Source organism: Rhizobium sp. JAB6 (assembly GCF_003024605.1).
GTDB lineage: Bacteria > Pseudomonadota > Alphaproteobacteria > Rhizobiales > Rhizobiaceae > Rhizobium.
In genome coordinates, this window is record NZ_PYJQ01000001.1 from 501528 (window position 1) to 527450 (window position 25923).

At 60.9% G+C, this 25923-nt stretch carries 29 protein-coding genes, 1 tRNA gene and 1 riboswitch; of the genes, 16 read left to right on the top strand and 14 right to left on the bottom strand.

The annotated features are described in order from the left end of the window. Nucleotides 1-9: 9 nt before the first annotated feature. Nucleotides 10-723 carry a phosphate signaling complex protein PhoU gene (phoU, locus tag C7U61_RS02490; protein ID WP_015338719.1) on the top strand — a complete coding sequence of 238 codons (714 nt, stop codon included), beginning with the start codon at nucleotides 10-12 and terminating at the stop codon, nucleotides 721-723. A gap of 31 nt (nucleotides 724-754) precedes the next feature. Further along, entirely contained in the window at nucleotides 755-1438 is a 684-nt protein-coding gene (gene phoB / locus C7U61_RS02495) for a phosphate regulon transcriptional regulator PhoB (RefSeq protein ID WP_004128368.1), read from the top strand. Nucleotides 1439-1589: 151 nt separating this feature from the next. Here the strand turns inward: phoB and C7U61_RS02500 are convergent, their stop codons facing one another. Continuing rightward, the gene (locus C7U61_RS02500; protein ID WP_106996541.1) at nucleotides 1590-2117 is read right to left on the bottom strand and encodes a GcrA family cell cycle regulator; all 528 of its coding nucleotides are present in this window, start codon (nucleotides 2115-2117) and stop codon (nucleotides 1590-1592) included. A 424-nt stretch (nucleotides 2118-2541) separates the two neighbouring features. Between C7U61_RS02500 and C7U61_RS02505 the strand changes: the two genes are divergently transcribed. The 3 genes from C7U61_RS02505 to C7U61_RS02515 all read left to right on the top strand — a co-directional run bounded on the left by C7U61_RS02505 (nucleotide 2542) and on the right by C7U61_RS02515 (nucleotide 5977). Continuing rightward, nucleotides 2542-3741, top strand: coding sequence for an aspartate aminotransferase family protein (locus C7U61_RS02505; RefSeq protein ID WP_106996542.1), 1200 nt, complete (start codon nucleotides 2542-2544; stop codon nucleotides 3739-3741). Between the two features lie 170 nt (nucleotides 3742-3911). Next, nucleotides 3912-4829 (top strand): ornithine carbamoyltransferase, encoded by a 918-nt coding sequence (gene argF, locus C7U61_RS02510; protein WP_069611241.1) that lies wholly within the window; start codon nucleotides 3912-3914, stop codon nucleotides 4827-4829. Between the two features lie 158 nt (nucleotides 4830-4987). Beyond that, the gene (locus C7U61_RS02515; RefSeq protein ID WP_106996543.1) at nucleotides 4988-5977 is read left to right on the top strand and encodes an Hsp33 family molecular chaperone; all 990 of its coding nucleotides are present in this window, start codon (nucleotides 4988-4990) and stop codon (nucleotides 5975-5977) included. An 18-nt stretch (nucleotides 5978-5995) separates the two neighbouring features. Here the strand turns inward: C7U61_RS02515 and apaG are convergent, their stop codons facing one another. Further along, a complete protein-coding gene (apaG, locus tag C7U61_RS02520) occupies nucleotides 5996-6388 on the bottom strand; it encodes a Co2+/Mg2+ efflux protein ApaG (RefSeq protein WP_106996914.1) in 393 nt (130 codons plus the stop codon). A 613-nt stretch (nucleotides 6389-7001) separates the two neighbouring features. On the opposite strand from apaG, the gene C7U61_RS02525 reads away from it, so the two are divergent. Beyond that, nucleotides 7002-7715: a DNA helicase gene (locus tag C7U61_RS02525; RefSeq protein WP_106996544.1), complete on the top strand. Its 714-nt coding sequence runs from the start codon at nucleotides 7002-7004 to the stop codon at nucleotides 7713-7715. Between the two features lie 64 nt (nucleotides 7716-7779). Here the strand turns inward: C7U61_RS02525 and C7U61_RS02530 are convergent, their stop codons facing one another. After that, nucleotides 7780-8967, bottom strand: coding sequence for an O-succinylhomoserine sulfhydrylase (locus C7U61_RS02530; protein WP_106996545.1), 1188 nt, complete (start codon nucleotides 8965-8967; stop codon nucleotides 7780-7782). A gap of 43 nt (nucleotides 8968-9010) precedes the next feature. Continuing rightward, a riboswitch (SAM riboswitch) is annotated at nucleotides 9011-9089 on the bottom strand. Nucleotides 9090-9161: 72 nt separating this feature from the next. Here C7U61_RS02530 and C7U61_RS02535 point away from each other — a divergent pair. Both C7U61_RS02535 and C7U61_RS02540 read left to right on the top strand, forming a co-directional pair. Then, on the top strand, nucleotides 9162-10256 hold the full coding sequence (locus C7U61_RS02535) for a 2'-deoxycytidine 5'-triphosphate deaminase (protein ID WP_162703233.1): 1095 nt from the start codon (nucleotides 9162-9164) through the stop codon (nucleotides 10254-10256). A gap of 58 nt (nucleotides 10257-10314) precedes the next feature. Further along, nucleotides 10315-10388: transfer RNA gene (locus tag C7U61_RS02540), tRNA-Gly, on the top strand. A 6-nt stretch (nucleotides 10389-10394) separates the two neighbouring features. On the opposite strand, the gene C7U61_RS02545 is transcribed toward C7U61_RS02540, so the two are convergent. Further along, complete coding sequence (locus C7U61_RS02545) at nucleotides 10395-11303, bottom strand: LysR family transcriptional regulator (protein WP_106996546.1); 909 nt, start codon at nucleotides 11301-11303, stop codon at nucleotides 10395-10397. 101 nt (nucleotides 11304-11404) lie between these two features. Here C7U61_RS02545 and C7U61_RS02550 point away from each other — a divergent pair, with 101 nt between their 5' ends. The 3 genes from C7U61_RS02550 to C7U61_RS02560 all read left to right on the top strand — a co-directional run bounded on the left by C7U61_RS02550 (nucleotide 11405) and on the right by C7U61_RS02560 (nucleotide 14343). Next, the gene (locus tag C7U61_RS02550) at nucleotides 11405-12631 is read left to right on the top strand and encodes an MFS transporter (RefSeq protein WP_106996547.1); all 1227 of its coding nucleotides are present in this window, start codon (nucleotides 11405-11407) and stop codon (nucleotides 12629-12631) included. Between the two features lie 123 nt (nucleotides 12632-12754). Continuing rightward, the gene (locus tag C7U61_RS02555; protein WP_106996548.1) at nucleotides 12755-13330 is read left to right on the top strand and encodes an acyltransferase; all 576 of its coding nucleotides are present in this window, start codon (nucleotides 12755-12757) and stop codon (nucleotides 13328-13330) included. Nucleotides 13331-13524: 194 nt separating this feature from the next. Beyond that, nucleotides 13525-14343 carry a transporter substrate-binding domain-containing protein gene (locus C7U61_RS02560; RefSeq protein ID WP_245410732.1) on the top strand — a complete coding sequence of 273 codons (819 nt, stop codon included), beginning with the start codon at nucleotides 13525-13527 and terminating at the stop codon, nucleotides 14341-14343. A 63-nt stretch (nucleotides 14344-14406) separates the two neighbouring features. Here C7U61_RS02560 and C7U61_RS02565 read toward each other — a convergent pair whose 3' ends face one another. The 4 genes from C7U61_RS02565 to C7U61_RS02580 all read right to left on the bottom strand — a co-directional run bounded on the left by C7U61_RS02565 (nucleotide 14407) and on the right by C7U61_RS02580 (nucleotide 17521). Next, nucleotides 14407-14820, bottom strand: a complete 414-nt coding sequence (locus tag C7U61_RS02565; RefSeq protein ID WP_106996550.1) for a tellurite resistance TerB family protein — start codon at nucleotides 14818-14820, stop codon at nucleotides 14407-14409. Nucleotides 14821-14993: 173 nt separating this feature from the next. Further along, complete coding sequence (locus C7U61_RS02570) at nucleotides 14994-16235, bottom strand: thermonuclease family protein (RefSeq protein WP_245410723.1); 1242 nt, start codon at nucleotides 16233-16235, stop codon at nucleotides 14994-14996. Nucleotides 16236-16292: 57 nt separating this feature from the next. Further along, entirely contained in the window at nucleotides 16293-16958 is a 666-nt protein-coding gene (locus C7U61_RS02575; protein WP_106996552.1) for a helix-turn-helix transcriptional regulator, read from the bottom strand. Nucleotides 16959-17095: 137 nt separating this feature from the next. Beyond that, nucleotides 17096-17521, bottom strand: a complete 426-nt coding sequence (locus C7U61_RS02580) for a hypothetical protein (RefSeq protein ID WP_181315783.1) — start codon at nucleotides 17519-17521, stop codon at nucleotides 17096-17098. A 108-nt stretch (nucleotides 17522-17629) separates the two neighbouring features. On the opposite strand from C7U61_RS02580, the gene C7U61_RS02585 reads away from it, so the two are divergent. Both C7U61_RS02585 and C7U61_RS02590 read left to right on the top strand, forming a co-directional pair. Then, entirely contained in the window at nucleotides 17630-17986 is a 357-nt protein-coding gene (locus tag C7U61_RS02585) for a DUF952 domain-containing protein (RefSeq protein WP_106996917.1), read from the top strand. Further along, nucleotides 17983-19071, top strand: coding sequence for a quinone-dependent dihydroorotate dehydrogenase (locus tag C7U61_RS02590; RefSeq protein ID WP_106996553.1), 1089 nt, complete (start codon nucleotides 17983-17985; stop codon nucleotides 19069-19071). Before C7U61_RS02585 ends, C7U61_RS02590 begins: the two co-directional genes overlap by 4 nt. On the opposite strand, the gene C7U61_RS02595 is transcribed toward C7U61_RS02590, so the two are convergent. Genes C7U61_RS02595 through C7U61_RS02605 form a run of 3 tightly spaced genes read right to left on the bottom strand, consistent with a single transcriptional unit; the run spans nucleotide 19047 to nucleotide 21184 of the window. Beyond that, the gene (locus C7U61_RS02595) at nucleotides 19047-20396 is read right to left on the bottom strand and encodes an MATE family efflux transporter (protein WP_106996554.1); all 1350 of its coding nucleotides are present in this window, start codon (nucleotides 20394-20396) and stop codon (nucleotides 19047-19049) included. The genes C7U61_RS02590 and C7U61_RS02595 overlap by 25 nt on opposite strands. Nucleotides 20397-20412: 16 nt before the next feature. After that, the gene (locus C7U61_RS02600; protein WP_106996555.1) at nucleotides 20413-20916 is read right to left on the bottom strand and encodes a CAP domain-containing protein; all 504 of its coding nucleotides are present in this window, start codon (nucleotides 20914-20916) and stop codon (nucleotides 20413-20415) included. A gap of 1 nt (nucleotide 20917) precedes the next feature. Continuing rightward, the gene (locus C7U61_RS02605) at nucleotides 20918-21184 is read right to left on the bottom strand and encodes a DUF6460 domain-containing protein (RefSeq protein ID WP_106996556.1); all 267 of its coding nucleotides are present in this window, start codon (nucleotides 21182-21184) and stop codon (nucleotides 20918-20920) included. 167 nt (nucleotides 21185-21351) lie between these two features. Here C7U61_RS02605 and C7U61_RS02610 point away from each other — a divergent pair, with 167 nt between their 5' ends. Next, entirely contained in the window at nucleotides 21352-22296 is a 945-nt protein-coding gene (locus tag C7U61_RS02610) for a methyltransferase (RefSeq protein ID WP_106996557.1), read from the top strand. A gap of 107 nt (nucleotides 22297-22403) precedes the next feature. Further along, nucleotides 22404-23039: a YitT family protein gene (locus C7U61_RS02615; RefSeq protein WP_106996558.1), complete on the top strand. Its 636-nt coding sequence runs from the start codon at nucleotides 22404-22406 to the stop codon at nucleotides 23037-23039. Between the two features lie 9 nt (nucleotides 23040-23048). On the opposite strand, the gene C7U61_RS02620 is transcribed toward C7U61_RS02615, so the two are convergent. Continuing rightward, the gene (locus C7U61_RS02620) at nucleotides 23049-23240 is read right to left on the bottom strand and encodes a DUF2735 domain-containing protein (RefSeq protein ID WP_106996559.1); all 192 of its coding nucleotides are present in this window, start codon (nucleotides 23238-23240) and stop codon (nucleotides 23049-23051) included. Nucleotides 23241-23683: 443 nt separating this feature from the next. On the opposite strand from C7U61_RS02620, the gene C7U61_RS02625 reads away from it, so the two are divergent. Continuing rightward, the gene (locus C7U61_RS02625) at nucleotides 23684-24724 is read left to right on the top strand and encodes a glutamine synthetase beta-grasp domain-containing protein (RefSeq protein WP_106996560.1); all 1041 of its coding nucleotides are present in this window, start codon (nucleotides 23684-23686) and stop codon (nucleotides 24722-24724) included. Nucleotides 24725-24811: 87 nt separating this feature from the next. Here the strand turns inward: C7U61_RS02625 and C7U61_RS02630 are convergent, their stop codons facing one another. After that, on the bottom strand, nucleotides 24812-25273 hold the full coding sequence (locus C7U61_RS02630) for a carboxymuconolactone decarboxylase family protein (RefSeq protein WP_106996561.1): 462 nt from the start codon (nucleotides 25271-25273) through the stop codon (nucleotides 24812-24814). A 29-nt stretch (nucleotides 25274-25302) separates the two neighbouring features. Further along, nucleotides 25303-25806: an Rrf2 family transcriptional regulator gene (locus C7U61_RS02635; RefSeq protein WP_106996562.1), complete on the bottom strand. Its 504-nt coding sequence runs from the start codon at nucleotides 25804-25806 to the stop codon at nucleotides 25303-25305. Nucleotides 25807-25923: the final 117 nt, after the last annotated feature.

Consider the following 25923-nt stretch of genomic DNA (forward strand, 5'->3'; position numbering starts at 1 on the left):
GATAGAAAAATGGTCTCCACTCACATTCTCTCAGCCTATGACGAAGACCTGAAGTTCCTGACGCGCCGCATTGCCGAAATGGGCGGCCTGGCCGAGCAGATGGTCAGCGACAGCGTACGCGCGCTGGTCAACAGCGACGCGGCCCTGGCCCAGAAGGTCATCTCCGACGACGTCGTTCTGGACCACGCCGAGCGTGAAGTCGGCGACAAGGCGATCGTCACCATCGCTCGCCGTCAGCCGATGGCGGCGGACCTGCGCGAAATCATGGGCTCGATCCGCATCGCCTCCGACCTGGAGCGCGTCGGCGATCTCGGAAAGAACACCGCAAAGCGCGTCATCGCCGTGCAGGGCACCGGCGTCCCCCGCCGCCTTGCCCGCGGCATCGAGCATCTCTCCGAACTGGCGCTGAGCCAGCTCAAGGAAGTTCTCGATGTTTACGCGACCCGCTCGCCCGACAAGGCCGTGTCGATCCGCGAACGCGACGAGGAGATCGACGCCATGTACACTTCGCTCTTCCGCGAGATGCTGACCTACATGATGGAAGATCCGCGCAACATCACCACCTGCACGCATCTTCTCTTCTGCGCCAAGAACATCGAGCGCATCGGCGACCATGCCACCAATATTGCCGAGACGATCTATTACATGGCGACAGGTGCTCAGCCGGAAGGCGAGCGCCCGAAGGACGATACCGCCAACACCGTCGGCGCAGTGACGGAATAATCTGGAAGCGAAGAAAGGAGACCATAGGCGCATGGTTCCGAGAGTTGCTGTTGTAGAAGACGAGGAAGCGCTTAGCGTTCTGCTGCGCTACAATCTTGAGGCCGAAGGCTTCGAGGTCGACACGATCCTCAGAGGCGATGAGGCCGAGCTGCGTCTCCAGGAGCGCATCCCCGATCTCCTGATCCTCGACTGGATGCTCCCCGGCGTGTCCGGTATCGAGCTCTGCCGCCGGCTACGCATGCGGCCGGAGACGGAGCGCCTGCCGATCATCATGCTGACGGCCCGCGGCGAGGAAAGCGAGCGCGTGCGTGGGCTTTCGACCGGCGCGGACGATTATGTCGTCAAGCCGTTCTCGACGCCGGAGCTGATGGCTCGCGTCAAGGCGATGCTGCGGCGCGCCCGCCCGGAAGTTCTCTCCACGGTGCTGCGTTGCGGCGATATCGAGCTGGATCGCGAGACGCACCGCGTCCATCGCAAAAGCCGCGAAGTGCGGTTGGGGCCGACGGAATTCCGCCTGCTGGAATTCTTGATGTCCTCGCCGGGCCGCGTCTTCTCGCGTTCGCAGCTGCTCGACGGCGTTTGGGGTCACGATATCTATGTCGACGAACGTACGGTCGACGTCCATGTCGGCCGCCTGCGCAAGGCGCTCAATTTCTCCAATATGCAGGATGTCATCCGTACCGTTCGCGGCGCGGGCTACTCCATGGAAGCCTGAGCGGCAAGGCCGCTCGGGTATCACTAGAGCCGGATGATTTTAGGTCTCTTCGACCTAAAATCTGAATCCGCTTTGGACTCAAAGAAGTATAGCGGCGGAAATAGAGAAACGGGCCTCGAGGGGCCCGTTTCTCTTTGTCTTGCTGGAATTTTCAGCCGTTGTTGCGCCGGCGATCATGCACTGGCTGATAGGCCATGCGCTGATGATAGGTGCAATAGGGCGAAGAATCCGGGCTGTCATTGCCGCAGAAGTGAAAATCGTCCTTCAACGGGTCGCCGACCGGCCACTTGCAGGTGCGCTCCGTCAGTTCCGTCAGGCCGAGGCGGCGGGAGATCGGGACGACGACATTCGATGCCGGGCGATATTGGATTTCGTTGACGGAATCGATCTCGATCTCTTCCTTCAGCATGGTTGCGCCCTGCTGGCGGGCAACCACCGTGCGGGTAGCAACGCGCGATCCGTAGGTCGCGGCACGGGGGGCTGCTGCGCTGCGCTTCGGCGTGCGCGCCGCGGTTGTCGTGCCGCCCGCCTTCGCTCGGCCGGGAAGGTTCAGGCGATGCACCTTGCCGATGACGGCATTACGGCTCACGCCACCAAGCTGCGCAGCGATCTGGCTGGCGCTCAACCCTTCGGACCATAGCTTTTTCAGCTTCTCGACGCGTTCGTCTGTCCAATTCATGCCCTGTCTCCGCTGTCGCGTTTCCGATGGCAGAATCCTTCACCATTGCCTCGCATGGGTTCGAGGCGCGAAACGCTCTAAAATTGTGGTGACTAGTTCCGCCGCATGCAGTCTAGCAATTGGTTTTTAACCTAGTGTGAGGCTGACTCCGTGACAAGAGTCGCGGGAATCTTGAGGAATCGATTTCGAGGTTTTCCCCAACTTGCTTCCCGGGCGTGGCATTTCTGCCATAGGCGCCGCCGAAGCCCTCTCTTTTGTCCGCGAGCGCTATCTCGCACCTGCTAAAACGGCAGTTTTGTTGACATCGCGGTGCAAAACATCAATAGTGCCCAAGCCGCCGCAAGGCGGCATTTTTGATTTTTTCGGACCCGTTTCATCGGATGGAAGCGATCGGTCCTTAAAGTTGTGATCAGGAGATATGGCCATGGCCGAGACCACGCCGCTTTATGACACCTATCTGCGCGCTCCGCTGCGGTTTGAGCGAGGCGAGGGCGTCTGGCTGGTCACCGAAAACGGCGAGCGCTACCTTGATTTCGCAGCCGGCGTCGCGGTCAACTCGCTAGGTCATGCCCATCCTCACCTGGTCGCCGAGCTGAAGGCGCAGGCCGACAAGGTCTGGCACCTGTCGAACCTTTATGAAGTGCCCGGCCAGGAGAAGTTGTCGAAACGGCTGACGGAAGCGACCTTCGCCGACAAGGTGTTCTTCACCAATTCGGGCGCCGAGGCGCTGGAATGCGCCATCAAGACGGCGCGGCGCTACCAGTTTGCCAAGGGTCATCCCGAGAAGTTCCACATCATCACCTTCGAGGGCGCCTTCCACGGCCGCACCATCGCGACGATCGCCGCCGGCGGTCAGGAAAAGTACATCGAAGGCTTCGGCCCGAAAGCGCCGGGCTTCGATCAGGTACAGTTCGGCGATCTCGATGCCGTGCGCGCCGCCATCACCGATGCGACGGCTGCGATCCTGATCGAGCCGGTGCAGGGCGAAGGCGGCATCCGCCCGGCCACCAATGAATTCCTGCGCGGGCTGCGCCATATCTGCGACGAGCACGGCCTGCTGCTGATCCTCGATGAAGTGCAGTGTGGCGTCGGCCGCACGGGCAAGCTCTTTGCCCACGAATGGGCCGGCATCAAGCCCGATATCATGGCGGTCGCCAAGGGCATCGGCGGCGGCTTCCCGCTCGGTGCCTGCCTTGCGACGGCCGAGGCCGCTTCCGGTATGAAAGCCGGTACCCACGGCTCGACCTATGGCGGCAATCCGCTTGCCATGGCGGTCGGCAATGCCGTTCTCGATATCGTGCTCGCCGAAGGCTTCCTGCAGCATGTGCGCGATGTCGCGCTGGTCTTCCGCCAGGGGCTCGCCTCGCTCAAGGATCGTTTTCCTGACATCATTGAGGACGTTCGCGGGGAAGGCCTGATGCTCGGCGTCAAGGCGGCCATTCCGCAGGCGGACCTGTTGCAGGCAATCCGCTCCGAGCATCTGCTGGGCGTGCCGGCCGGCGACAACGTCATCCGCCTGCTGCCGCCGCTGGTCGTCACCGCCGAAGAAGCCCGCGAAGGTCTTGCGCGCCTGGAGCGCGCCGCCGAGCGTGTGCGCGCTGCCCGCACCAAGAAATCGGCTTGAATTCAACGCCCGTGGATGGGGCGATTACTGCGCCGCGCGTCGAGGCGACGCGCAAGGGACGCAGTAACATTTAGGAATCGCATAAGCTTTCCTAAAATCGTTGCCGATTTAAGGGCTTATGCGTGCCCCACGCGGGCGTTATTGTTTTTTTCTGGAGCACAGGTAAGGACATGGCTTCTCCGAAACACTTTCTCGACCTCTCTGCCGTTCCGGCTGCCGATCTGCGCAATATCATCGATGACGCGATCGTGCGAAAGAGCGCGCAGAAGGCCGGCACGGCCGACAAGCCGCTCGCCGGAAAGATGCTGGCGATGATCTTTGAGAAGCCGTCCACCCGAACCCGCGTCTCCTTCGACGTCGGCATGCGGCAGCTCGGCGGCGAGACGCTGTTCCTCTCCGGTACCGAAATGCAGCTTGGCCGCGCCGAGACGATCGGCGACACCGCCAAAGTCCTGTCGCGCTATGTCGATGCGATCATGATCCGCACGACGGATCATTCCCGCCTGCTGGAATTGGCCGAGCATGCGACCGTTCCGGTCATCAATGCGCTGACCGACGATACGCACCCCTGCCAGATCATGGCCGATATCATGACCTTCGAAGAGCATCGCGGCCCCATCAAGGGCAAGACGCTCGCCTGGACGGGCGACGGCAACAATGTGCTGCATTCGCTGATCGAAGGTGCCGCGCGCTTCGGCTATCGCATGAATATGGCGGTACCCCTTGGTTCCGAGCCGAAGGATCACTATCTGAACTGGGCCCGCAACGAGGGCGCCGAAATCATGCTCTCGCATGATGCGGACCGTGCGGTCGCCGGCGCCGATTGCGTGGTAACCGATACCTGGGTTTCCATGAATCAGGAACACCGGGCTCGCGGTCACAACGTCTTCCAGCCCTATCAGGTCAACAAGGCTTTGATGGCACAGGCCGGCAAAGACGCGTTGTTCATGCATTGCCTGCCCGCCCATCGCGGGGAGGAAGTGACGGACGAAGTGATCGACGGTCCGCAATCCGTTGTCTTCGATGAGGCGGAAAACCGCCTTCATGCGCAAAAGTCGATTCTTGCTTGGTGCCTGGGCGCGATCTGACGTTATCAAGCCGCGTCTCAGGGCGCGGGCCCTGGAGCCGGATGGTCTTAGGTCGAAGCGACCTCAGATTTGAATTCGCTCTAGAATCAAAGAAATAGAGCATGACGTCGGCCGAAAACCGCTCTCACTTTTCGGCGTCATGCTGCAGGAGTAAAGCAATGGCCGAAAATGCCGCCACGCTGGGTCAGTTCGATTTTGCCGGTGACGATCACGTCGTTCCATTCCAGGTGGAAGGTCTCGATGTACGCGGCCGTGCCGTTCAGCTCGGTCCGCTGCTGGATGCGATCCTCGCCCGGCACGACTATCCGGCGCCGGTTGCGCGTCTTTTGGCAGAAGCTATCGTCCTGACCGTTCTGCTCGGCACATCGCTGAAGTTCGAAGGCAAGTTCACCGTGCAGACAAAGGGCGACGGTCCTGTCGACCTTCTGGTTGCCGATTTCTCGACGCCGGAAAATGTGCGGGCTTATGCCCGTTTCGACGAAGAGGCTCTGGCAAAGGCAGTGGCTGAAGGAAGGACGGAGCCGGAGCAGCTGCTCGGCAAGGGCGTTCTCGCCTTCACCATCGATCAGGGCCGCTTTACGCAGCCCTATCAGGGCATCGTCGCGCTCGATGGCGCCTCGCTCGAAGAGATCGCCGGTACCTATTTCCGCCAGTCGGAACAGATCCCGACGCGCGTGCGTCTGGGCGCTGCAGAGCTCTTTGATCGCGATGAGAACGGCAAGCCGCGTCACCGCTGGCGTGCCGGCGGCCTGATTGCGCAGTTCTTGCCGGAAGCGCCCGAGCGCATGCGCCAGCCGGACCTGCATGGTGGCGATGGGGATACCGGCGTGCGCGATCATGTCGAGGACGATGCCTGGGCGGAGGCGCGAAGCCTGGTGGAAACCATCGATGCCGACGAGCTGACGGACCCGCAGGTTGGCACAGAGCGGCTTCTTTATCGTCTCTTTCATGAGCGCGGCGTCCGAGCCTATGAACCGAAGGCCGTCTACGATCGCTGTTCGTGCTCGCGTGACAAGCTGAAGGGCGTCCTGAAAGGGTTCACAGCCGAGGAGATCGAGGCAAGTCAGGAGAATGGCGAAATCGCCGTCACTTGCGAGTTCTGCTCGACGACCTACCGTTTCGAAGTGTCGGAAATAGAGGCAGCCTGACGCCGCATGTGGAGCGGCTCAGTTCAGCGTGCGCAGCAGGTTGGGCGTATCCAGTGAAAAGGCGGGGATCTTGACGTGAAAGAGCTCCCCGTTGTCCGTCTCCATCTGATAGTGGCCGAACATCATGCCTGACGGCGTATCGAGCGGACAGCCCGAGGAATACTCGTAAGTATCGCCGGGCTTCAGGTGCGGCTGCTCGCCGACGACGCCGGGGCCCGTCACTTCATCCACGATGCCGTTCATATCGGTGATGTGCCAGTAGCGCGTCACCAGCTTCACGGCTTCCTTCGAGTGGTTGGAAATGACGATGCGGTATCCCCACACATAGCGATCATCATCCGGATCGGATTGCTCCTCCAGATAAAACGGCTCCACAACCACCTCGATGTCGCGTGTTAGGGCGCGATACATGCCTGACACCTTGTCACTGCCCTGAAACGTCGATCGCTCCTTCAAGCCGCATTGCCGTTTCAGCATTTTCAAGTTTGCGGCATATTATCCGCTTTCCATAATTCCCGCAAAGTGCAGGATATCTAGCGGTATCCTATAACCGATCCTTTCCGTCAAGGAACGGCGTGATGAAATCCGGCGTGAACAGCCCGGGCGGCTGTGATTCCAGCTATTATAACTCATGTTGAAGGTTAACGAAGTCATCCCGAAGTATCCGAGTTGGCTCGTCATTTGGTCTTGTCTACCGGAGTATGGGTATACGTATCTTCCGCATCCGGAAACGCTTGCTACGATTGCATATGAACTTCAGCGATCACTGCTCGCATCTGGCCGGGCCGGCATCAAAACCTCCCGGCCATATCCACTCCCGTTTCTCCATATGTTCCCCTGGCAGGATTTGCGTGAGATTCCCCAGCAGGAGGATTTCGGCTATCATATGATTCTGGCATGGCCCGTGCCTCCCCCCTCCATTCGGGAAAGTATATTTCATGCAGGGCCGTCGATATTCAAACCGACTGTTTGAGCGCCAGGCATAAGGAGGGGTTGCGGTCATTGCTCGCAATAGGAGGTTTATATGAGGCTTTCTGCCCCTGTTTATCATCTGAAACGCAAGGCGAGGCTCCTGTCCCGCCAGCAGAATATCCCTTTGCATGCCGCGCTGGATCGCATTGCGGCCGGTGAGGGTTTCGGAGGCTGGAGTTTGCTTGCTAGCAAAGCGAGCTCAGCCGTGCCCGCCGGCAAGCTATATGCGCGTCTGAGTCCGGGCGATCTGGTGCTGATCGGCGCGCGGCCCGGTCACGGCAAGACCCTGATGAGCCTGAGGCTTGCCGTCGAAGCGATGAAATCAGGCAATCGCAGCATCTTCTTCACGCTGGAGGACACGGAAAAGGTCGTTCTGGAACGTTTCCCGGCGATCGGTGCCGATCATGCGGAATTTGCATCGCTGTTCGAATTCGACAATTCCGATGCGATTAGCGCAGACTATATGGTCGAGAGGCTGGCGCAAGCGCCGCGCGGCACACTGGCGGTCGTCGATTTTCTGCAACTGCTGGATCAGAAGCGGGAGAAGCCGGAACTGATGTTCCAGGTGCAGACGTTGAAGACGTTTGCGCGCGACAGGGGCGTGATCGTCGTCTTCATCTCGCAGATCGATCGTTCCTACGATCCGGAGCTGAAACCCGTGCCCGATCTTGCGGATGTTCGCCTACCCAATCCGCTGGATCTCAAATTGTTCGACAAGATGGTCTTCCTGAACAACGGCCTAGTCGAATTCAAGGTCGCCAGCTGACGAGTTGCCAATTGCCTAACAACGAATCGAGCCGCCCGGAGAGGTCCGGGCGGCTCGACGGATATCAGGCGGAAACCTGCTCGAGCGCGCGGGCGAAATCCTCGACCAGATCGGCGCCGTCCTCGATGCCGGCGGAGAAGCGTACGGTGCCCGGCGAAATCCCGAGCTCGGCGCGGGCCTCGTCCGTGAGGTTCTTGTGCGTCGTGGTGGCCGGATGCGTGATCAGGCTCTTCGAGTCACCGAGATTGTTGGAGATCTTCACGATCTCCAGCGCGTTCTGCAGCTTGAAGGCCGCTTCCTTGCCACCCTTCAGTTCGAAGGCGACGAGGGTCGAGCCGCCGCTCATCTGCTTGGCGATGATATCGGCCTGCGGATGGTCCTTGCGGCCGGGATAGATCACGCGGGCGACCTTATTTCCCTGCTCGGCGAGGAAATCGGCGACCTTGGAGGCGTTCGCCGTCTGCTGCGCAACGCGCAGCGGCAGGGTTTCGATACCCTTCAGCAGCGTCCAGGCGGTAAAGGGCGACATGGCCGGGCCGGTGTGGCGGAAATAGTCCTGCAGGTTCTCGTCGATCCACTGCTTGTCGGAGAGGATGACGCCGCCGAGCGAACGGCCCTGGCCGTCGATATGCTTGGTGGCGGAGTAGACGACGATATGGGCGCCGAGTTCCAGCGGCTTCTGGAAGAGTGGGGTCGCGAAAACGTTATCGACCACGACCTTTGCGCCGATCTGGTTGGCGAGCTTGGCGACGGCGGCGATGTCGACCACTTCCAGCGTCGGGTTGGTCGGGCTTTCGAGGAAGAAGACCTTGGTATTCGGGCGGATGGCCTTTTCCCAGTTCTCGGTGAAGCGGCCGTCGACCAGCGTGCATTCGATGCCGTATTTCGGCGCGAGCGTCTCGACCACCCAGCGGCAGGAGCCGAAGAGGGCGCGGGCAGCGACGATATGATCGCCGGCCTTCAGCTGGCAGAGGATGGCGGCGGAGACGGCGGCCATGCCCGACGCGGTGGCGCGAGCATCTTCCGCGCCTTCGAGAGCGCACATACGCTTTTCGAACATATCGTTGGTCGGGCTGCCGTAGCGGGCATAGATGAAACCATCCGTCTCGCCCTTGAAGCGGGCTTCCGCCGCTTCCGAGGTGTCGTAGACGAAGCCCTGGGTCAGATAGATCGCTTCGGAGGTTTCGCCGAACTGCGAACGGAGCGTTCCGTTGTGTACGAGCTGGGTTGCGGGGCGCCAAGTCTTGCTCATGCCATCACCACTTTCAAAACAAAAAAACCGGTCGCGAAAGCAGACCGGTTCAACCCCGGTCTTTTTAGCCATTTGTTTAACGTGGCTGCAAGCCGACCGGCCAAATCACCACGGGATAAGTTGCAATACTGCCGTTGACGGCTTGCGTCAATTCCCTGAGTTTGGTTTTGTCTGCGGCAAATTATGAGAGAAGCATGATGGCTCGCAATACTGGAATTCTGGCCGATCGGGCCATTGCAGCGCTCTTCGAAACGGGGCGGCTGACGAGCGAGAAAGAACTGGACGTCGATCAGATCCAGCCGGCAAGTCTCGATCTCAGGCTCGGCTCGCATGCCTTCCGGGTCCGCGCCAGTTTCATGCCCGGCCCGTCGCATCTGGTCGCCGACAAGCTCGACCGGCTGAAGCTGCATGTGGTCGATCTCTCCGAAGGCGCGGTACTCGAAACGGGCTGCGTCTACATCGTGCCGTTGATGGAGCGTCTCGACCTGCCGGAAGACATGTCGGCCTCCGCCAACCCGAAGAGCTCGACCGGCCGTCTAGACATCTTCACCCGCGTCATCACCGATCGCGCGCAGGAGTTCGACAAGATCCCGGCCGGCTATTCCGGCCCGCTTTATCTCGAAATCAGCCCGCGCACCTTCCCGATCGTCGTGCGCCGCGGTTCGCGCCTGTCGCAGATCCGCTTCCGCGTCGGCCAGGCTCTGCTCACCGAGCCGGAGCTGCTGGCGCTGCACGAGACCGAGACGCTGGTCGCCAGCAAGAAGCCGAACATTACCGGCGGCGGCATCGCGCTGTCGATCGATCTGGCCGGCGACAAGGAAGGGCTGATCGGCTATCGCGGCAAGCACCACACGGCTGTCGTCGATGTCGACAAGAAGGCCCAGCATGATATCTTCGATTTCTGGGAGCCGCTCTATAGCCGGGGCCGCACCGAGCTGATCCTCGATCCGGATGAGTTCTACATCCTCGTCTCACGCGAAGCGGTGCATGTTCCCCCGCATTTTGCAGCCGAGATGACGCCGTTCGATCCGCTGGTCGGCGAATTCCGTGTCCACTATGCCGGCTTCTTCGATCCCGGCTTCGGCCACGCGCCGGCCGGCGGCCGCGGCAGCCGCGCAGTGCTGGAAGTGCGCAGCCACGAAGTGCCCTTCATCCTCGAGGACGGCCAGATCGTCGGCCGCCTGATCTATGAACACATGCTGGAACAGCCGAGCAGCCTCTATGGCTCCGGCCTCGGCTCGAACTATCAGGCACAGGGCTTGAAGCTCTCGAAGCACTTCCGGCTGTGATCGACCATTTGGCGGCCTTGACAGAGGCCGCCAACTGTTGGACATCTCAAGGTGTCAGGCGGGTGTAGCTCAATGGTAGAGCAGCAGCTTCCCAAGCTGAATACGAGGGTTCGATTCCCTTCACCCGCTCCAAAATCTTCACGCCAGAAGCGGTCTCTTCGATTTCAGCGTTTCCTTTAGCGCATTTCCAAAGGTCGCAATCGGCCGCGCCAATCGCCCGGCCGGCGGGCGATGCACCAGCCAGTTGACGACCTTCGGGTTGAAATCCGGTGCCTCGACGATTTCGACCAAATCGCGCCAGCGGCTGTCCGCCAGTGCCGCCGGCGTCAAGACACCGATGCCGAGCCCGCGCGCAACGAGCGACATGCGCAGATCGGCGCTCATGGCCTCCACCCCCACATCGAAGGGCAAGCGCTCGGCTTCGAAGCGATGCTGAATGAAGGCACGGAAGCCGCAGCCGCTCTGGTTCATGATCCACGGGAAGCGGGAGAGATCTTCCAGTCTCGGTTGCTTGGGAACGCCGAGCGAAGGCGCCGCGACGAGAATGACGGCATGGACTCCGAGCATCTCGCCGACGACATTGTCTGGCGGCTGCAGTCCCTCCGTCAGACAGACTGTTGCCGCATCGAGCTGGCTGTGAGCGACCTGCTCGATCAATTGTGGCGACCAGCCGGTAACGATGCGCAGCGTCAATTGCGGAAACCGGCTGCGCAATTCATCGAGCGGAGCGGATAGGGCCGCCTCGGAAAGATAAGGCATGATCCCGAGACGGAATTCGCCACCGATCGTGCCGCCTGGCGAAACGCCGGCCTTGAGATCGTCGAGCGACCGCAACACCCGTCGGCCATGCTCATAGGCCTCGCGTCCTGCCGCCGTCGGCCGCAAGGGCTTGGACTGCCGGTCGAGCAGGGCGATGCCGAGACTGTCTTCCAGGTTCTGGATGCGCCGGGTGATGCCTGGCTGGGTCAGATTGATGCGCGTGGAGGCGGCGACGATCGAACCGGTCTCCACCACCGCGACGAAGGCTTCCAGATCATGAATGTTCATGCCGAACTCGCATAATCATTATCAGTTCATTTCAATTGCTGCATTATGCAAGAAGGCGATAAACATGGCTATCTTTATTATCAGAAATTATTGGAGAGTTCATGTCGCAAGTCACGGAATGTACGGCGAGCGAGCCGGAGGAAGAGGTTTCAGCGGCAACAGCCGCTCCTTCGACCTTGCTGTTCGCCATCGCCACGGGCGTCATCATCCTCAATCTCTTCGCGCCGCAGACGCTGGTCGGCATCATCGGCCCTTCGCTCGGCTTTTCCGAAAGCGGCGCGGGGCTGGTGGCCATGGCCTCGCTGCTCGGCTATGCCGCTGGCCTGTTCTTTTTGGTGCCACTGGCGGATCTGATGGAGAATCGGCAGCTGGTGCTGCGCATGCTCCTTTCGGCTCTGGTCATGGCTGTTGCCGCTGCCTTCGCGCCGACCGGCTGGAGCCTGCTGATCTTCCTCTTCCTTTTGGGAGCGTCCTGTTCCGCCATCCAGATCCTCGTCCCGATTGCCGCCGCGATGGCGCCGCCTGAACACCGCGGCCGGGTGATCGGCAATGTCATGAGCGGCGTCATGGTCGGCATTCTTGTCTCGCGCCCGCTGGCGAGCCTGATTGCCGACCTCTGGGGCTGGAGAAGTTTCTATGCCCTGAGTGCCGCGACGCTTGCGCTGCTCGCCGCTGTGCTTGCCCTGCGCCTGCCGGAGCGGCGCCCTCTGGTAAGCGCGAGCTATGGGGCCTTGATCGGTTCACTCTTCGGGCTCCTGCGGCAGGAGCCGGTGCTGCGGCTGCGTGCCTTCACGGCAGCCTTGATGATGGCAAGCTTCAGCCTATTCTGGACTTCCGTCGCCCTGCGCCTGGCGCAGCCGCCATTCTCGCTTGGCCAGTCCGGCATTGCGCTGTTTGCCCTCGTGGGCGCGGGCGGCGCTGCCGCGACTTCCGTCTTCGGCCGCATGGGCGACAGGGGCTGGACACGGGCGGCGACATTGGCCTCGCATCTGATCGTGCTTGCCGCCATGGCGCTGGCCGCGTGGGTCGGTGGAATACGGTCGGGCGACTCCGTGGCCCTCCTGATCCTCCTGGGCGTCAGCGCCATACTGCTCGATGTCGGCGTTACCGGCGATCAAACCTTGGGTCGCCGTGCCGTCAATCTCCTGAAGCCGGAGGCGCGCGGGCGCATCAACGGTCTCTTCGTCGGTATCTTCTTTCTGGGCGGCGCGCTGGGATCGGCGCTTGCCGGCACGGCTTGGAATTTCGGCGGCTGGGTTGCCGTCTGTGCAGGAGCGGCGGGTTTCGGCGTAATCGCGTTGATCACAGGCCTTGCCGCGCGCACGTGAGCCGCATGTCGGCAATGCAAGGACAACACTTGCGGCTACGCTGCCGCATCGCCATCTGTAGCCCATTCAGGCGGGCGTCAGACAAGCATGTAAAAACGGACGCTCCTCGTCAGGAGCGTCGAAATGCGCGGCATTGCATGGTTTTACAGGTTGAAAGCCCTCTTTCGAAGCGGCGCGCTGGAGATCGGCCGCAGCACGAAAGTACCTTTCGGCACCAGGATCATCTGGAAGCGAGGCGATGTTCGCATCGGGGAAAGAGTGCATTTCCGTAAGGGTGTCATCATCGATGCGCAAGAAGGCAGCATCGAAATCGGCAACCATGTCTCCTTCAATGATTATAGCATTCTGCTCGGTCGCGGCGGCATTGTGATCGGCAATGATGTGCGCATCGCCGCTCACGCGATGATTGTCTCCTTCGATCACAATTTCGATGATATCTCGCAGCCGATCCGCCTGCAGGGGGTGACGAAGAAGCCGATCGTCATCGAAGACGATGTCTGGATAGGAGCAGGCGCCAAGATCCTCGGCGGCTCCCATATCGCCCGGGGATGCGTCATCGGCGCCAACGCCGTCGTAAAGGGCAGGACCGAGCCTTACGGCATCTATGTCGGCGCTCCGGCAAGACTGCTGAAACGGCGCGGAGAAGCGGACGACAACCGATCGGGAAAGATTGAACGGCTCGTTATGGCCAAAAAGTAAAGGGCGTGAGCGCCACTCATCCGGCAGCCGCTTCGGCCGTCATTAAACCGCGCGATATTCCCCCTGCGGCGTGTCTCTGCTACATCGGATTCGTGAATCAGAAATGTGCATCCACGACCGGAGGCCGGATCCAGACCATGCGTGTTTGCCTTTCGCCGATCATGTCAGTCGCCCGGCACCTGGCGCTTGCGGCCATGATCGCCATATGCTGCACCGTGCCGCTTGCCGCTCAGGAGACGAAGCCGCAAAGCCTGCCGATCCTGTTCGATGCACGCGAGCGCCTGCCGAAGCCGGATCTGTCCTCGCTTGTCAGACTGCGCTTCCTGACATCGATCGACTTTCCGCCCTTCAATTTCCTCGATCAGAACGGCAAACTCACCGGCTTTCATGTCGAGCTGGCGCGCAAGATCTGCGATGAGCTGGCAATATCGGACAAATGCCAGATTCAGGCTTTGCCCTTCGGTGAATTGCAGGGCGCACTTGCCGCTTCGCAAGGCGATGCCATCATTGCCGGCGTTGCGGTCACTCCCGAACTGCGCAAGACCTTCGCCTTTTCACGACCCTTCCTGATGCTGCCGGCCCGCTTCGCGCGCAATCTCAAGGCATCGATCGGCGGCACGACCGCCGCTTCGCTCTCGGGACATCCGGTCGGTGTCGTTAAGGGAACGGTGCACGAGGCGATGCTGGCGGCCTTCTTCCCGGCGATCAGGCCGGTACCCTTCGACGACAAGGATGCATTGCTGGCTGCCGTGAAGGACGGAAAGGTCGATGCGGCGTTTGCCGATGGCCTGCAGCTTTCCTTCTGGGTCTCTTCTCAGGCGGCGGAAAAATGCTGCGCCCTTGTTGACGGTCCCTATATGTCGCAGCAGTTTCTCGGCGAAGGCATGACCATCATGCTGCGCCAGCAGGATGCCGATCTGACGGCGGCAATCAATCATGCGCTTGCCACCCTGTCACGGGATGGCAGGCTGCAGGAAATCTATCTGCGCTATTTTCCTTACGGGCTTTACTGATTCAGCGATTTCAGGAAACCGCGCAGCGGTGTTCCGTCCCGATGCGTAAGGCGGGAAAATGCTTCAGGCTTTGCGATAGCGGGCGATCGCGCTACGCTCGATGGCGGCGCAGGTCAGCTTGTCGAGCCCAAGGCGGTCGCGGAGCAGGCTGAGCAGGCGCAGCTCCTCGGCCTTGACCGACAGGTCGGCGGAAGCAACTTCGACGGCGAGCGCATAGGCCGTGTCGTACAGGCGGGCGGGAAGCGTATCGCGCACGGTTTCGAGCACGATGTCCAATCCCTCGCTGCCCGAAAGAAGTTTGGCGCAATCGCGGGAGACGGAAATCAGCTTTTCGTCGTCGAACCCTCTGAAAACCGGCAGGGCGTGAATGAGCTCTCCGATCCGGCTGAGTTCCCGGTCGTTCATCGTGCGGTCAACGGCCGAGGCCAGCACCATGACGTAGATCAGGGCCTCGTGAGCAGAAAGCGGCTTGTTCATGACAGGCGTAGTCCTTTGAATTTGGCAGACTGAAAAGTCGCGCATCTCATGACAAAAGCTACTGCATAATTCCTTAAATCGGAATCGATTTAGGATAAAATTGCAGCAGATTAAAAGTGCTGCAGCGATCTCAGCGGATGGCGCGCGGTCGCTGGAGTGGCGGAAGCAAGGTGTCAGATGGGGTTGAGGGGATCTTCCTTGGCCGGAGCCGGTGCGAGCGTCGATTTTCCGCTCTTGCGCGGGTCGTCGCCATACATGCCGCGCTTCTTTTCTTTGGCCTCGTCCACGAGAGCCGCGAGCGGCGAACCGGGCTCGGGATCGGCCCAGCCGAAGCGGACCAGCCAGGCGCTGAGATCGACACGGACATAGCGGCAAGCGCCCTTGGCCGTGCCCTTCCAGCTGGCATCGGCCACATCGCAGTCGATGGAACGTCCGCGCAGATACATGCGGAATGCCGTGCGTGCGGCCTGGCCGCAGGGCCAGTCCTTTCCGCTCGGGCCGGTGCACATCCGGTCTACATCGGTCGGAATGATCCCGGTGAGCTGCACGCTTCTGCCGCCGATGGTCAAAATACCGGCCTGATCGGAGAAGGGACGGACGAGTTCGATCGTCGTCGTCTGCTCCCGCGGCTTGGATGCAGGATCCAGTGCAGCCTGTTCGGATTGAGGCTGAGGTTCAGACTGAGGCTTGGACTCAGCCTGCTGCTGCGGCGACACCGGCGATAAGGTTCGATGTTCGGCTGCCGCCGTCTCCCTGTCGATCTGGTCGGCCGGTATCCGGTTGTCCGGGGCAAGGTCTGCCGTGGCCTCGCCGGAAGATGCCGTTTCCGATGAAGCGATGGCCTTGTCCGGCGTCGCCTCACTTGGCTGCGGCGCAGGGGCGGCAGTGTCCTTGCCGTTAACCGCATCAGCCGCCGGCTGCGATGCCGGTGCTTCCTCCGGTTTCGCCGACATATCGTTCGAGCGCGCGGGATCGGTTGGAAGCTTGTTGTCCTGTTGCGTCACCGGCCCCGCCGCCTTATTTTCCTCGGCCTTCGTCTCCTCGCCGGTGCTTGCCGCGGCAGCCGCTGCCATGGCAGCGGCGGACAGTTCGGGACTGCTGTCCGAGCTGCTTGTCGAAGGGGAGGCTACAGCCAGGATCGCTGCCTTATCCTTCGTTGCCTGCGTGGCCGAGCCGGCGGCCTGCGCAATCGGCTGGCCTTCGGATTGCGGCGGACCCGGATTCGCGTCGCTTTGTTTCGTGGTTTCGGTTGGCTTGGGTGCCTCAATAGGCTTTGGCGGCGTGATGTCGGCCTTGGCGGCGTCGCTCTGCGCAGTAGGGACGGGTTTGCTTTCTGCCGTCGTGTCGCCGCGGCCATGTAGATTGAAGCCATCTCCGGCGAACTGAACCGCGACCAGGGTCAACCAAGAACCCACGACCGCCCCTGCCACACCTGCGAGCCAAATATCACGACGCATAACGAGAATACTTTCCTATTGGCTGGCCCATATGATCCGGGCAATCCATTCCACATCCGCAAGATCGAAGCTGCGGTTGGGGTGTTCCGGGTTGAGCGACAAGAGGTCTATAGACTTGGCGCTCTGCCGCAGCAGGACCTTGGCCATGACCTCACCCTCTCGGGTCTTCACGACGACACGGTCGTTCTTTCTGATCTGGGCTCCCGGTTCGACGATCAGAATATCGCCGTCGCGATAAAGCGGCAACATGCTCTCGCCCTGCACTTCAAGCGCATAGACGCCGGTCCGCTGGGCGGCCGCAACGGGAAACTCCACCATGTCCCAGCCCTGGCCGGCGGGAAAGCCACCATCGTCGAAGAAGCCGCCGGCGCCCGCCTGGGCGAAGCCGATCAGGGGGATGGAGTTGCCGGGGGGCAGGATTCCCTTCACGAGTGCAGCTGCCAGGGGCTCGGCCGGGCGGATGAAGCTCAGGAATTGTTCCAGGCTTGCTCCGGTCGCATCCAGGACCTTGGCGATCGACTCCGTCGATGGCCAGCGCAGGCGTCCGTCCTGGCTCAGCCGCTTCGATTTGTTGAAGGAGGTGGCGTCGAGACCCGCGCGACGGGCAAGGCCCGAAGGGGTCAAGGCATGCCGCTCGGCAAGCCGGTCGATCGCACCCCATATCTCTTCGTGTGATAGCATCGCCGCTCGGTATCCGCGCCGGCTCGCCTGGCGCACTGCTCTTTAGAAAACGTTAACCGAGCCATTTTGGCGAGTAAAGACCGGCATGGGAATAGGGTCCTTTATCCCCGTGCTTTCGCGGCCGTCCTTTGCCGGCCTCAGGTCTTCTGCGGCTGCGGCTTCACGTCCGGCTGCTCGTTCTGGAATTCCTTCGCCATCCCCATGAAGCCGCGCATGAATTTCTGCATGATCCCGAGCGTGCGATCTATCTCGGCGTCATCGGGCAGGCTCGATCTTTTATTTGCAGCAACGGTCTTTTCGAGCTTCGTCACGCGATCGGAAAGCCGGTCCAGCTCATCGTCATAGGCGCTGCGTTCGTCGGCGGCCATGCGGCAGACGAGATTGCCGCTCTGATCCTGGCAGATGGACATGGCGCCCGTCTGCTTGTCGAGCCGGATGAAATGATCTCCGCTGCGCTCCAGCTGGAAGCGCGTCGTATCCGGCTCCGCCGCAAACGCCGGGGTGGTGAGCAGAAAAGCAGCGGGCAGAAGCATTGCCGCAAGGCCGATTTTCAATTCCTTCATCATGTCATCCTCCGGATTTTCTGCGTTAAACCCCAAATCCATCACGGAAACCGTGGACATTGGCTGATGTTTTCGTGCAAAGCCCTATCAGGATAGCTTTACATGGAGATGATGACTGCCATGCCAGTGGTTTACAAGATCGTGCCGGATACGCTCTGGCAGCAAGCCAGACAAACCGGTGTTTTTCATGGCGCGGCGATCGATTTGACCGACGGCTACATACATCTCTCCACCGCGAAACAGGCGAGGAAAACCGCCGAGCTTTATTTCGGGGGGCAGACCGGGCTGCTGCTGGTCGCGATCGATGGCGACGTCCTCGGCGACAAGCTGGTGTTCGAACCCTCGCGCGGCGGCGACCTCTTCCCGCATCTCTATGCGCCGCTGCCGCTTTCCGCCGTGCTCTGGGAAAAGCCGCTGCCGATCGGCGACGATGGGGCTCACCTCTTTCCGGAGATGCCAGAATGATCGGCGCCTTTCGCGATCTCGGCCGGCGCGGCCTGTTCCTGTTCGATCCGGAAATCGCGCATGGCATGTCGATAGCGGCGCTGAAATCGGGCCTCATCCCGGCCTGCCGCGTCAGCGCCGATCCCCGGCTGCGCCAGACCGTGGCGGGCCTCGAATTTGCCAATCCGATCGGCATGGCTGCCGGTTACGACAAGAACGCCGAAGTGCCGGAGGCGCTGCTCAAATTGGGTTTCGGCTTTACCGAGATCGGTACGGTCACGCCGAAGGCGCAGCCTGGCAATCCGCGTCCGCGTATCTTCCGTCTTGTCGAGGATGAAGGCGTCATCAACCGCCTCGGCTTCAACAATGAGGGCCATGAGGCTGCATTCCAACGGCTGAAGGCCATACGCAGCAACGGCATCATCGGTGTCAACATCGGGGCCAACAAGGATAGCGCCGACCGGATCGGCGATTATGTCGCCGGCATCCGCCGCTTCTATTCCGTGGCGCGGTATTTCACGGCCAATATCTCCTCGCCCAACACGCCCGGCCTGCGCGATCTGCAGGCACGGGAAAGCCTGTCGGCCCTGCTGTCAGCCGTGCTTGCCGCCCGCGACGAAGAAGCGGCCAAGGCCGGCAAGCGCACCCCAGTCTTTCTCAAGATCGCTCCGGATCTGACTGAGGAAGGCATGGACGATATTGCTGCCGAAGCGCTGTCGCATGCGCTCGATGGCCTGATCGTCGCCAACACCACGCTGTCGCGTGACGGCTTGAAGGATCAGCGCCAGGCCAAGGAGGCGGGAGGCCTTTCCGGCAAGCCGGTCTTTGAAAAATCGACGACGGTGCTCGCCAAGATGCGCCGCCGCGTGGGTGCCGCTCTGCCGATCATCGGCGTTGGCGGCGTGTCGTCGGCCGAAACGGCGCTGGAGAAGATCAAGGCCGGCGCCGATCTCGTCCAGCTCTATTCCTGCATGGTTTATGAAGGGCCTGGTTTGCCGGCCCGCATCGTCTCGGACTTCTCCAAGCTGCTCGACCGCGAGCGCGCCGGTTCGATCCGCGACCTGCGCGATGCCAGACTGGATTACTGGGCGAACCGGAACGTCTGATCCGCCCGCTTCTTCAGGCCCATTGCCAGGAAGATGCCGCGAAACAGCAGGAAGGCATTCATGGCCATCCAGAGCCCATGATTGCCGAGCGTCGGCACGAAGACGCCAAGCGCTATGAGATAGCCGCCGAAAGAGAGCAGCATCTTGTTGCGCATCTCGCGCGACCATGTGGCGCCGATGAACACCCCATCCATCAGGAAGGCGAGCGCGCCGGTCAAGCCGGTGATCGCAGCCCAGGGCAGATAGGTTCCGGCCGTGGCCCGGACCTCCTCCGAGGTTGTCAGCAGGCGGATCAAGGCCGGCCCCACCGTAAAGAAGAAGATGGCAGCGGCAAGCGCCAGTCCGAAGGACCAGAGCCCCGTCAGCTTCAACCCGCGCTCGAAGGCCGGCCGATAGTTGGCGCCGATCGAGCGGCCGGTGATCTGCTCCGCGGCGTTTGCCAGCCCGTCGAGATAATAGCCTGACAGCAAAAAGAAGTTCATCAGCACCGCGTTGGCGGCCAGCATAACGCCGCCGAAACTGTTGCCGATGCGCGTCATCAGCGTAAAGGCGGCGATCAGCACGAAAGTGCGGATGAGGATATCGCGGTTCAGCGCGAAGAGCTGGGTAAGTTTGGCGCGGGAAAGCAGTTCCGCACGCGCCGGCCGCTCCTCGCCGGCAAAGCTGCGCAGCACGATGAAAAGCCCCAGCAGCATGCCGCTCGCTTCGCCGATCAGCGTGCCCCAGGCAACGCCGGCGACGCCCCAGCCAAGATAAAGGCCAAGCAGGATGGCGAGCACGATATTGACGCCGTTGATGACCGTCTGCAGCAAGAGTCCGATGCGGCCCTGGCCGCGGCCGAGCACGAAGCCAAGCAAGGCGTAATTGGCAAGTGCCGCCGGTCCCGAAAGCATGCGGATGGAGAAATAGGTGCGCGTCGCATCGGCAATGCCGCCCTGCGGTCCCATCAGCTTGATGCCGATCCAGAGCAGCAGCGGCGAAAGGACGACGATCACAATGCCGCAGCCGAGCGCCGATATCAGCGCCCGCCAGAACACGGCCTGTTGCTCGTGCCGATCGTGACGGCCATAGGCCTGGGCTGTCAGGCCCGTGGTCGAGGCGCGCAGGAAGTTGAAGCTGGCAAAGAGGAGGTCGAACAACACTGCGCCGATCGCAAGCCCCGCCAGCGCGTCCGGCTGACCCATGCGTCCGACGACAGCTGTATCGACGAGGCCCAGCAGCGGCGTGGTCATGAAGCCGAGCGTCATCGGAAGTGCGATCGACAGCACAAGCCGATGCGTCACGTCGAAGGGCAGAACCCTTCCGCTCCCTTGCTGGACATCCATGCTGCGCTGTGCCTCCTCAGTTCGAGGACAGCACCATGGACCAATAGGGCCTGCCACCGGAAGAGGGGTTGTAGGCCAGAGCGACGCCAAGCCCATCATATTTGCCGAGCATGTTGTGCAAATGCTTCGGCGAGTTGATCCAGGCCGTCACTGCGGCGCTGACGTCGCGCTGGCCCTCGGCAATGTTTTCTGCCGCCGGCAGCTTGACGCCGCTTGCCTTGACGCGCTTGCCGAAATCGTCGCCGATGCCGATCAGATGCTCCATCTTGCCGGCATCCGCCATGCGCCGCGCCTGATAGATGGCGGCGGCACCGGCGGCCGTGTCGATCTTCAAGGGCGGCAGACCGTTCTTGGCGCGCAGTGCATTCACGAGCGGCAGAGCGGAGGCGGTCTGGTCGCTGGCCGGCATATTGGAGACATGGGTCGGCGGTGTGGCACAGCTTGCAACCGTTGCGGTAAGGGCAAGAGCGGCAAGGCGCAGCGTATCGCGGCGCGTTAGGGTCAATGTCTGGGAGATCATGTCAGCTGCGGTAATTGAACAGGCGGAGGATGATGAAGACGGGAATGACGATGGATGCGCCGAGCAGCACATAATCGCCGAATTCGCCGAGCGCCGCAAAGCCCGTGTGCCAGAGATCGAGCAGGAAGCGGCGGACGCCATAGAGAAAATCGAGCGGCCGCCAGCCGAAGAATTTCATCACGAAGCCGACGACGAGCGACACGATGACGAGCTTCACCAGCGTTCTGCCTGGCGAGTCGCCAAGGAATCTGTTCACCTGATCGGACATGCTGACGTCTCCATTATGGCAGTCGGTCGGTGTTGAGATAGGGCCGGCACCTGCGACTCGCAAGCACTTTCGCCCCAGCTTACACCCTAAGACAGCGCCTGCCTGAAATAGGACTTGAGTTTTTTTATGGCCGCGTTCAAAGGCGGGCGTCAAACAGGATAAAGCCCATGCTGCCGAGCCAGCTTTCCTCCGGCGATGTCATTGCCGACCGCCGTGCCGATTATGCGAAGATGCTTGCCGAAAGCGGAGAGCCCGCCAGCGCTGCCGAACTGATGGAGCAGGCGCTGGAGCTGGCGCCGCGCTGGGCGGCCGGCTGGTTCACGCTCGCGGCCTATCGCGAAAAGGCCGGCGATGCATCAGGCGCAATTGCTGCGCTGAACGAGGTTCTGGCGCTCGATGCGGGCGATGTCTTTGGCGCTCGCCTGAAGCTTGCCGTTCTCGGCGGCGCCGAGCTACCGGAGCGGCCGCCGAGCCTCTATGTCGAGCGGCTGTTCGACGATTATGCCGACCGCTTCGAGACCTCGCTTGTCGAAAAGCTCGGCTATAGCGTGCCCGGCAAGCTTGCGGCGCTGATTGCCGGAACGGCCGGCCTCCCGAAACATTTCCGCCTTGGGATCGATCTCGGCTGCGGCACCGGCCTGCTCGGGCCGGAAATCCGCGCCCATGTCGATCGGCTTGAAGGTTACGATCTTTCGAAAGGCATGCTGGTCAAGGCGGCGGAAAAACATGTCTATGACCATCTCGGCCAGGCCGATCTGTCGCTGGAGCCGGAGCTGTCGGGCATGTTTGAGGCCGGGCTTGCCGCCGGCCGCGCGGATCTGGTCACTGCGGCCGACGTGCTGATGTATCTCGGGAATCTGCGAGGCGTAATGGCGATCGTGCGCAAGCTTTCGGCCGAGGGTGCGATCTTCGCCTTTTCCGTGGAGGATGCGCAGCAGCCGGAGGGTTATGTGCTGCGCGATTCCCTACGGTTCGCCCATTCCGAGGCTTATGTCAGGGAGATTTTGGCCGCTCACGACTTTATGGTGCTGGATCTCACCCGCGCTATCATTCGCATGGATGGCGGAAAGCCCATTCACGGCATTCTGTTCATTGCGAGTAAATCGGCCTGATGATTTCGAATCTTGCGAATTTCAAATAGGTCAGCATTACTTACGTAATTTCGCTTGATTGTCCCCTGAGCTTTCAGCAAAAAGCCTGGAAACCCAGGGAAAAGCACATGGCAAACGCAAAGAGCGCATTTGGCGTCTGGAATACGTCCGCGACCCGGCATTCGTGGATCGAGGATGTTCAGGGTATCGTCTCCGGCAGCCTGATTTCTTCGCTGGGGCTATTCTGCCTTTCAAGCGCCGGCTTGTTGACCGGTAGTACCGCCGGCATCGCTTTCCTGCTGCATTACGCAATCGGCGTGAATTTCGGCCTGGCTTTCTTCGTGGTCAATCTGCCGTTCTTCTATCTGTCGCTGAAGCAGCTCGGCCCGGTCTTCACCATCAAGACCTTCATCGCCATCGCGTTGACGTCACTGCTGACCAACCTGCAGCCGTTACTCTTCAATGTGGCGCATATCAATGCGCTGTGGTCGGCGGCCCTTGGCGGCATCCTGCTCGGCTTCGGACTGCTCGCGCTCTACCGTCACAGGGCAAGCCTTGGCGGCGTCGGCATTCTGGGGATTTATCTGCAGGAACGTTTCGGCATCAGGGCAGGGCTGGTGCAGCTTGCGATCGACCTATGCGTGCTCGCCGTCGCTTTCGCGGTGACCACGCCGGCGGTGGTCATCTGCTCGGTTATCGGCGCAATCGTGCTCAACCTTTTCGTCGCGATCAATCATCGATCGGACCGCTACATCGCGCTGTAAAGCTTATATCTATTGCTTGCGGGTCTCGTCGGATTCGACGATTGCGGCTTCGTGATACCAGCTGTCGAATGCGGCCGTCGCGATAGTCGGACCGATATCGGGGGCGAGATTCACCTTCGGACGCTGGCTGAGCGCCGTGGGGCGGGTCGTGACGGGGAATTGATAGATCTTTGCGGTTTCGTGCCGAGTACCGATTGCCATTCGTGTCTCTCCCTTTTTTGGTGTTCAGCGGGCGCGCTTCAAGAGACAGCTCATATATAGCAAAGCCGAAGGCGAATATCACCATTCCGCTTAAAAAAAATGCTAAATGATGAAATTGTAGGCAGATAGAGGAGGGTGCGGCTGCTGCCGTTTCTTTGATCTGCCGATTTTCCCATGCATTTTTAGACGGGCGCGCCTGCGACATCTTGGCAGTTCGATTTGGAACCGCGGCGACGATTTGAAAAAGAATCCGATAGTTGGCGCCCGAAATCTCGTCTGAATATGGCTGAATCATAAAAATCTCGTCGGACGCGCCGGGTATCGATGCGATCTGGCACGGCAAATGCATCTCCCTTTGCAGCCGTTCGTAGTGAGGAATTTTCCGGCGGGTAGGCCGGCCAAGTTTTTCCTACTTCGCATGATTAACTGTTATGAGGTGCGTAATGACGAAGTTTAAGCTCGAGTACATCTGGCTCGACGGGTACACCCCGGTACCGAACCTGCGCGGTAAAACGCAGATCAAGGAATTCGACGCATTTCCGACGCTCGAGCAGCTTCCGCTTTGGGGCTTCGACGGCTCGTCGACGATGCAGGCCGAAGGCCGCAGCTCCGATTGCGTGCTGAAGCCCGTCGCCATCTATCCGGACCCGGCCCGCACCAACGGCGCTCTCGTCATGTGCGAAGTCATGATGCCGGATGGCGTGACGCCGCATCCGTCCAATAGCCGCGCGACCATCCTCGACGACGAGGACGCATGGTTCGGCTTCGAGCAGGAATACTTCTTCTACAAGGACGGTCGTCCGCTCGGCTTCCCGGAATCCGGCTATCCGGCTCCGCAGGGCCCGTACTACACCGGCGTCGGCTATAAGAACGTCGGCGATGTCGCTCGCGAAATCGTTGAAGAGCATCTCGACCTTTGCCTCGAAGCAGGCATCAACCACGAAGGCATCAATGCCGAAGTGGCCAAGGGCCAGTGGGAATTCCAGATTTTCGGCAAGGGCTCCAAGAAGGCCGCCGACCAGATCTGGATGGCTCGCTACCTGCTGCTGCGTCTGTGCGAAAAGTACGGCATCGACATCGAGTTCCATTGCAAGCCGCTCGGCGACACCGATTGGAACGGCTCGGGCATGCACTGCAATTTCTCGACCAAGTTCATGCGCGAAGTCGGCGGCAAGGCCTATTTCGAAGCGCTCATGGCTCAGTTCGACAAGAACCTGCACGAGCACATTGCAGTCTACGGCCCGGACAACCACATGCGCCTGACCGGTAAGCATGAAACGGCTCCGTGGAACAAGTTCTCCTACGGCGTTGCCGACCGCGGCGCTTCGATCCGTGTCCCGCACTCCTTCATCAAGAACGACTACAAGGGCTACCTCGAAGATCGTCGTCCGAACTCTCAGGGCTGCCCTTACCAGATCGCTTCCCAGGTTCTGAAGACCATCTCGGAAGTTCCGACGGCTGGTTTCGGCTCGGTTGCTGCCTAAGGTTCTTCGGCTTCGCTGCGCCGAAGCTGGCACAAATGAAAAGCGCGGGATTGATGTCCCGCGCTTTTTGCTGTCATGGAAATGGTCTCAGGCAGCCTTGTTCGCCGCATCCACCGGATGCTGCGAACGGAAGCCGACGGCAAGGCGGTTCCAGATGTTGATCGTGCCGATCGCCACCGTGATCTTGACGATCTCCTCTTCGCTGAAATGCTGCTTCAGCGGCTCGAAATCGGCATCGGGAATGCCGGTCTGGGCGATCTTGGTGACGGAATCGACCCAGCGGAGCAAAGCACGCTCGCGATCGTCATAAACGGGCGATTCCCACCAGACGCACAGCAGGTTGATCCACTGTTCGCTCAGGCCGTCGTGGCGGGCTTCTTTCGAATGCATGTCGACGCAATAGGCGCAGCCATTGATCTGCGAGGCGCGGAGCTTGATCAGATGGATGAAGCGGCGTTCGAGGCCGCTGCTCTGGACGAAGTTTTCCAAGGCGACGACGGCCTTGTAGGAGTCGGGGGAGGCTTTGGCGAAGTTGAAACGCGGATGCATGGGTCTTCTCCTTGGGTTTAAATTGAGGTTCAGTTTCTGGTCTTGCGTTCATGCAGCTCGAGAAAGGCGCAGCCTCTCGCGGCTATGCCACCGTCCGTGTCCGTCTGCCTGAGATCGGTCAGCACGTCGGCGATCGTTGTCTTTGCCAGTTCGGCCCGATAGACGCGCTCGGCCGCCAGCATGGCGGCATTGATGCCGCAGGGCTTGGCGAAGTAGCGTCCTTCGAGCGGGTTCGGTCCGCGCTGGCGGATTTCCGCACAGCGGAAGGCGGGTGCGGGGCCTTCGGCCGCCAGCACGATATCGAGGAGAGTGATCTCCTCCGGCTTGCGCGCCAGCCGATAGCCACCCTTCGGCCCCGGCACGGTATCGAGGATGCCGGCGCCCGAAAGCGCCTGCAGATGTTTCAGAAGATAGCTGACCGAAACGCCGTGAAATTCGGCAAGCGCCGCCGCCGACAACACGCCGCCATCGGACAATCCTGCCAGCATGGCAACGCAATGGATGGATTGTTCGACGCCGTCTCCGAGCTTCATTTTCGCGCCTTTCTAATCATGGATATTTTTTATCCGCGATTATGATAGGAGTCAAGGCTCTTTGAAATGGGACTGCATATAAGTTTCGCCTGAAATATGCCGGACGTCTGATACCCC

Excerpts from the sequence above, each read along its gene's own strand:
- apaG (WP_106996914.1), bottom strand. The coding sequence starts at position 6,388 with ATGTATCGCGCCCTAACACGCGACATCGAGGTGGTTGTGGAGCCGTTT.
- phoB (WP_004128368.1), top strand. The coding sequence starts at position 755 with ATGGTTCCGAGAGTTGCTGTTGTAGAAGACGAGGAAGCGCTTAGCGTT.
- C7U61_RS02515 (WP_106996543.1), top strand. The coding sequence starts at position 4,988 with ATGGCCGAAAATGCCGCCACGCTGGGTCAGTTCGATTTTGCCGGTGAC.
- C7U61_RS02500 (WP_106996541.1), bottom strand. The coding sequence starts at position 2,117 with ATGAATTGGACAGACGAACGCGTCGAGAAGCTGAAAAAGCTATGGTCC.
- C7U61_RS02505 (WP_106996542.1), top strand. The coding sequence starts at position 2,542 with ATGGCCGAGACCACGCCGCTTTATGACACCTATCTGCGCGCTCCGCTG.
- C7U61_RS02580 (WP_181315783.1), bottom strand. The coding sequence starts at position 17,521 with ATGAAGGAATTGAAAATCGGCCTTGCGGCAATGCTTCTGCCCGCTGCT.
- C7U61_RS02575 (WP_106996552.1), bottom strand. The coding sequence starts at position 16,958 with ATGCTATCACACGAAGAGATATGGGGTGCGATCGACCGGCTTGCCGAG.
- C7U61_RS02555 (WP_106996548.1), top strand. The coding sequence starts at position 12,755 with ATGCGCGGCATTGCATGGTTTTACAGGTTGAAAGCCCTCTTTCGAAGC.
- C7U61_RS02630 (WP_106996561.1), bottom strand. The coding sequence starts at position 25,273 with ATGCATCCGCGTTTCAACTTCGCCAAAGCCTCCCCCGACTCCTACAAG.
- C7U61_RS02595 (WP_106996554.1), bottom strand. The coding sequence starts at position 20,396 with ATGGATGTCCAGCAAGGGAGCGGAAGGGTTCTGCCCTTCGACGTGACG.
- C7U61_RS02610 (WP_106996557.1), top strand. The coding sequence starts at position 21,352 with ATGCTGCCGAGCCAGCTTTCCTCCGGCGATGTCATTGCCGACCGCCGT.
- C7U61_RS02600 (WP_106996555.1), bottom strand. The coding sequence starts at position 20,916 with ATGATCTCCCAGACATTGACCCTAACGCGCCGCGATACGCTGCGCCTT.
- C7U61_RS02530 (WP_106996545.1), bottom strand. The coding sequence starts at position 8,967 with ATGAGCAAGACTTGGCGCCCCGCAACCCAGCTCGTACACAACGGAACG.
- C7U61_RS02525 (WP_106996544.1), top strand. The coding sequence starts at position 7,002 with ATGAGGCTTTCTGCCCCTGTTTATCATCTGAAACGCAAGGCGAGGCTC.
- argF (WP_069611241.1), top strand. The coding sequence starts at position 3,912 with ATGGCTTCTCCGAAACACTTTCTCGACCTCTCTGCCGTTCCGGCTGCC.
- C7U61_RS02590 (WP_106996553.1), top strand. The coding sequence starts at position 17,983 with ATGATCGGCGCCTTTCGCGATCTCGGCCGGCGCGGCCTGTTCCTGTTC.
- C7U61_RS02545 (WP_106996546.1), bottom strand. The coding sequence starts at position 11,303 with ATGAACATTCATGATCTGGAAGCCTTCGTCGCGGTGGTGGAGACCGGT.
- C7U61_RS02565 (WP_106996550.1), bottom strand. The coding sequence starts at position 14,820 with ATGAACAAGCCGCTTTCTGCTCACGAGGCCCTGATCTACGTCATGGTG.
- C7U61_RS02535 (WP_162703233.1), top strand. The coding sequence starts at position 9,162 with ATGATGGCTCGCAATACTGGAATTCTGGCCGATCGGGCCATTGCAGCG.
- C7U61_RS02605 (WP_106996556.1), bottom strand. The coding sequence starts at position 21,184 with ATGTCCGATCAGGTGAACAGATTCCTTGGCGACTCGCCAGGCAGAACG.
- C7U61_RS02585 (WP_106996917.1), top strand. The coding sequence starts at position 17,630 with ATGATGACTGCCATGCCAGTGGTTTACAAGATCGTGCCGGATACGCTC.
- C7U61_RS02625 (WP_106996560.1), top strand. The coding sequence starts at position 23,684 with ATGACGAAGTTTAAGCTCGAGTACATCTGGCTCGACGGGTACACCCCG.
- phoU (WP_015338719.1), top strand. The coding sequence starts at position 10 with ATGGTCTCCACTCACATTCTCTCAGCCTATGACGAAGACCTGAAGTTC.
- C7U61_RS02550 (WP_106996547.1), top strand. The coding sequence starts at position 11,405 with ATGTCGCAAGTCACGGAATGTACGGCGAGCGAGCCGGAGGAAGAGGTT.
- C7U61_RS02635 (WP_106996562.1), bottom strand. The coding sequence starts at position 25,806 with ATGAAGCTCGGAGACGGCGTCGAACAATCCATCCATTGCGTTGCCATG.
- C7U61_RS02560 (WP_245410732.1), top strand. The coding sequence starts at position 13,525 with ATGATCGCCATATGCTGCACCGTGCCGCTTGCCGCTCAGGAGACGAAG.
- C7U61_RS02615 (WP_106996558.1), top strand. The coding sequence starts at position 22,404 with ATGGCAAACGCAAAGAGCGCATTTGGCGTCTGGAATACGTCCGCGACC.
- C7U61_RS02620 (WP_106996559.1), bottom strand. The coding sequence starts at position 23,240 with ATGGCAATCGGTACTCGGCACGAAACCGCAAAGATCTATCAATTCCCC.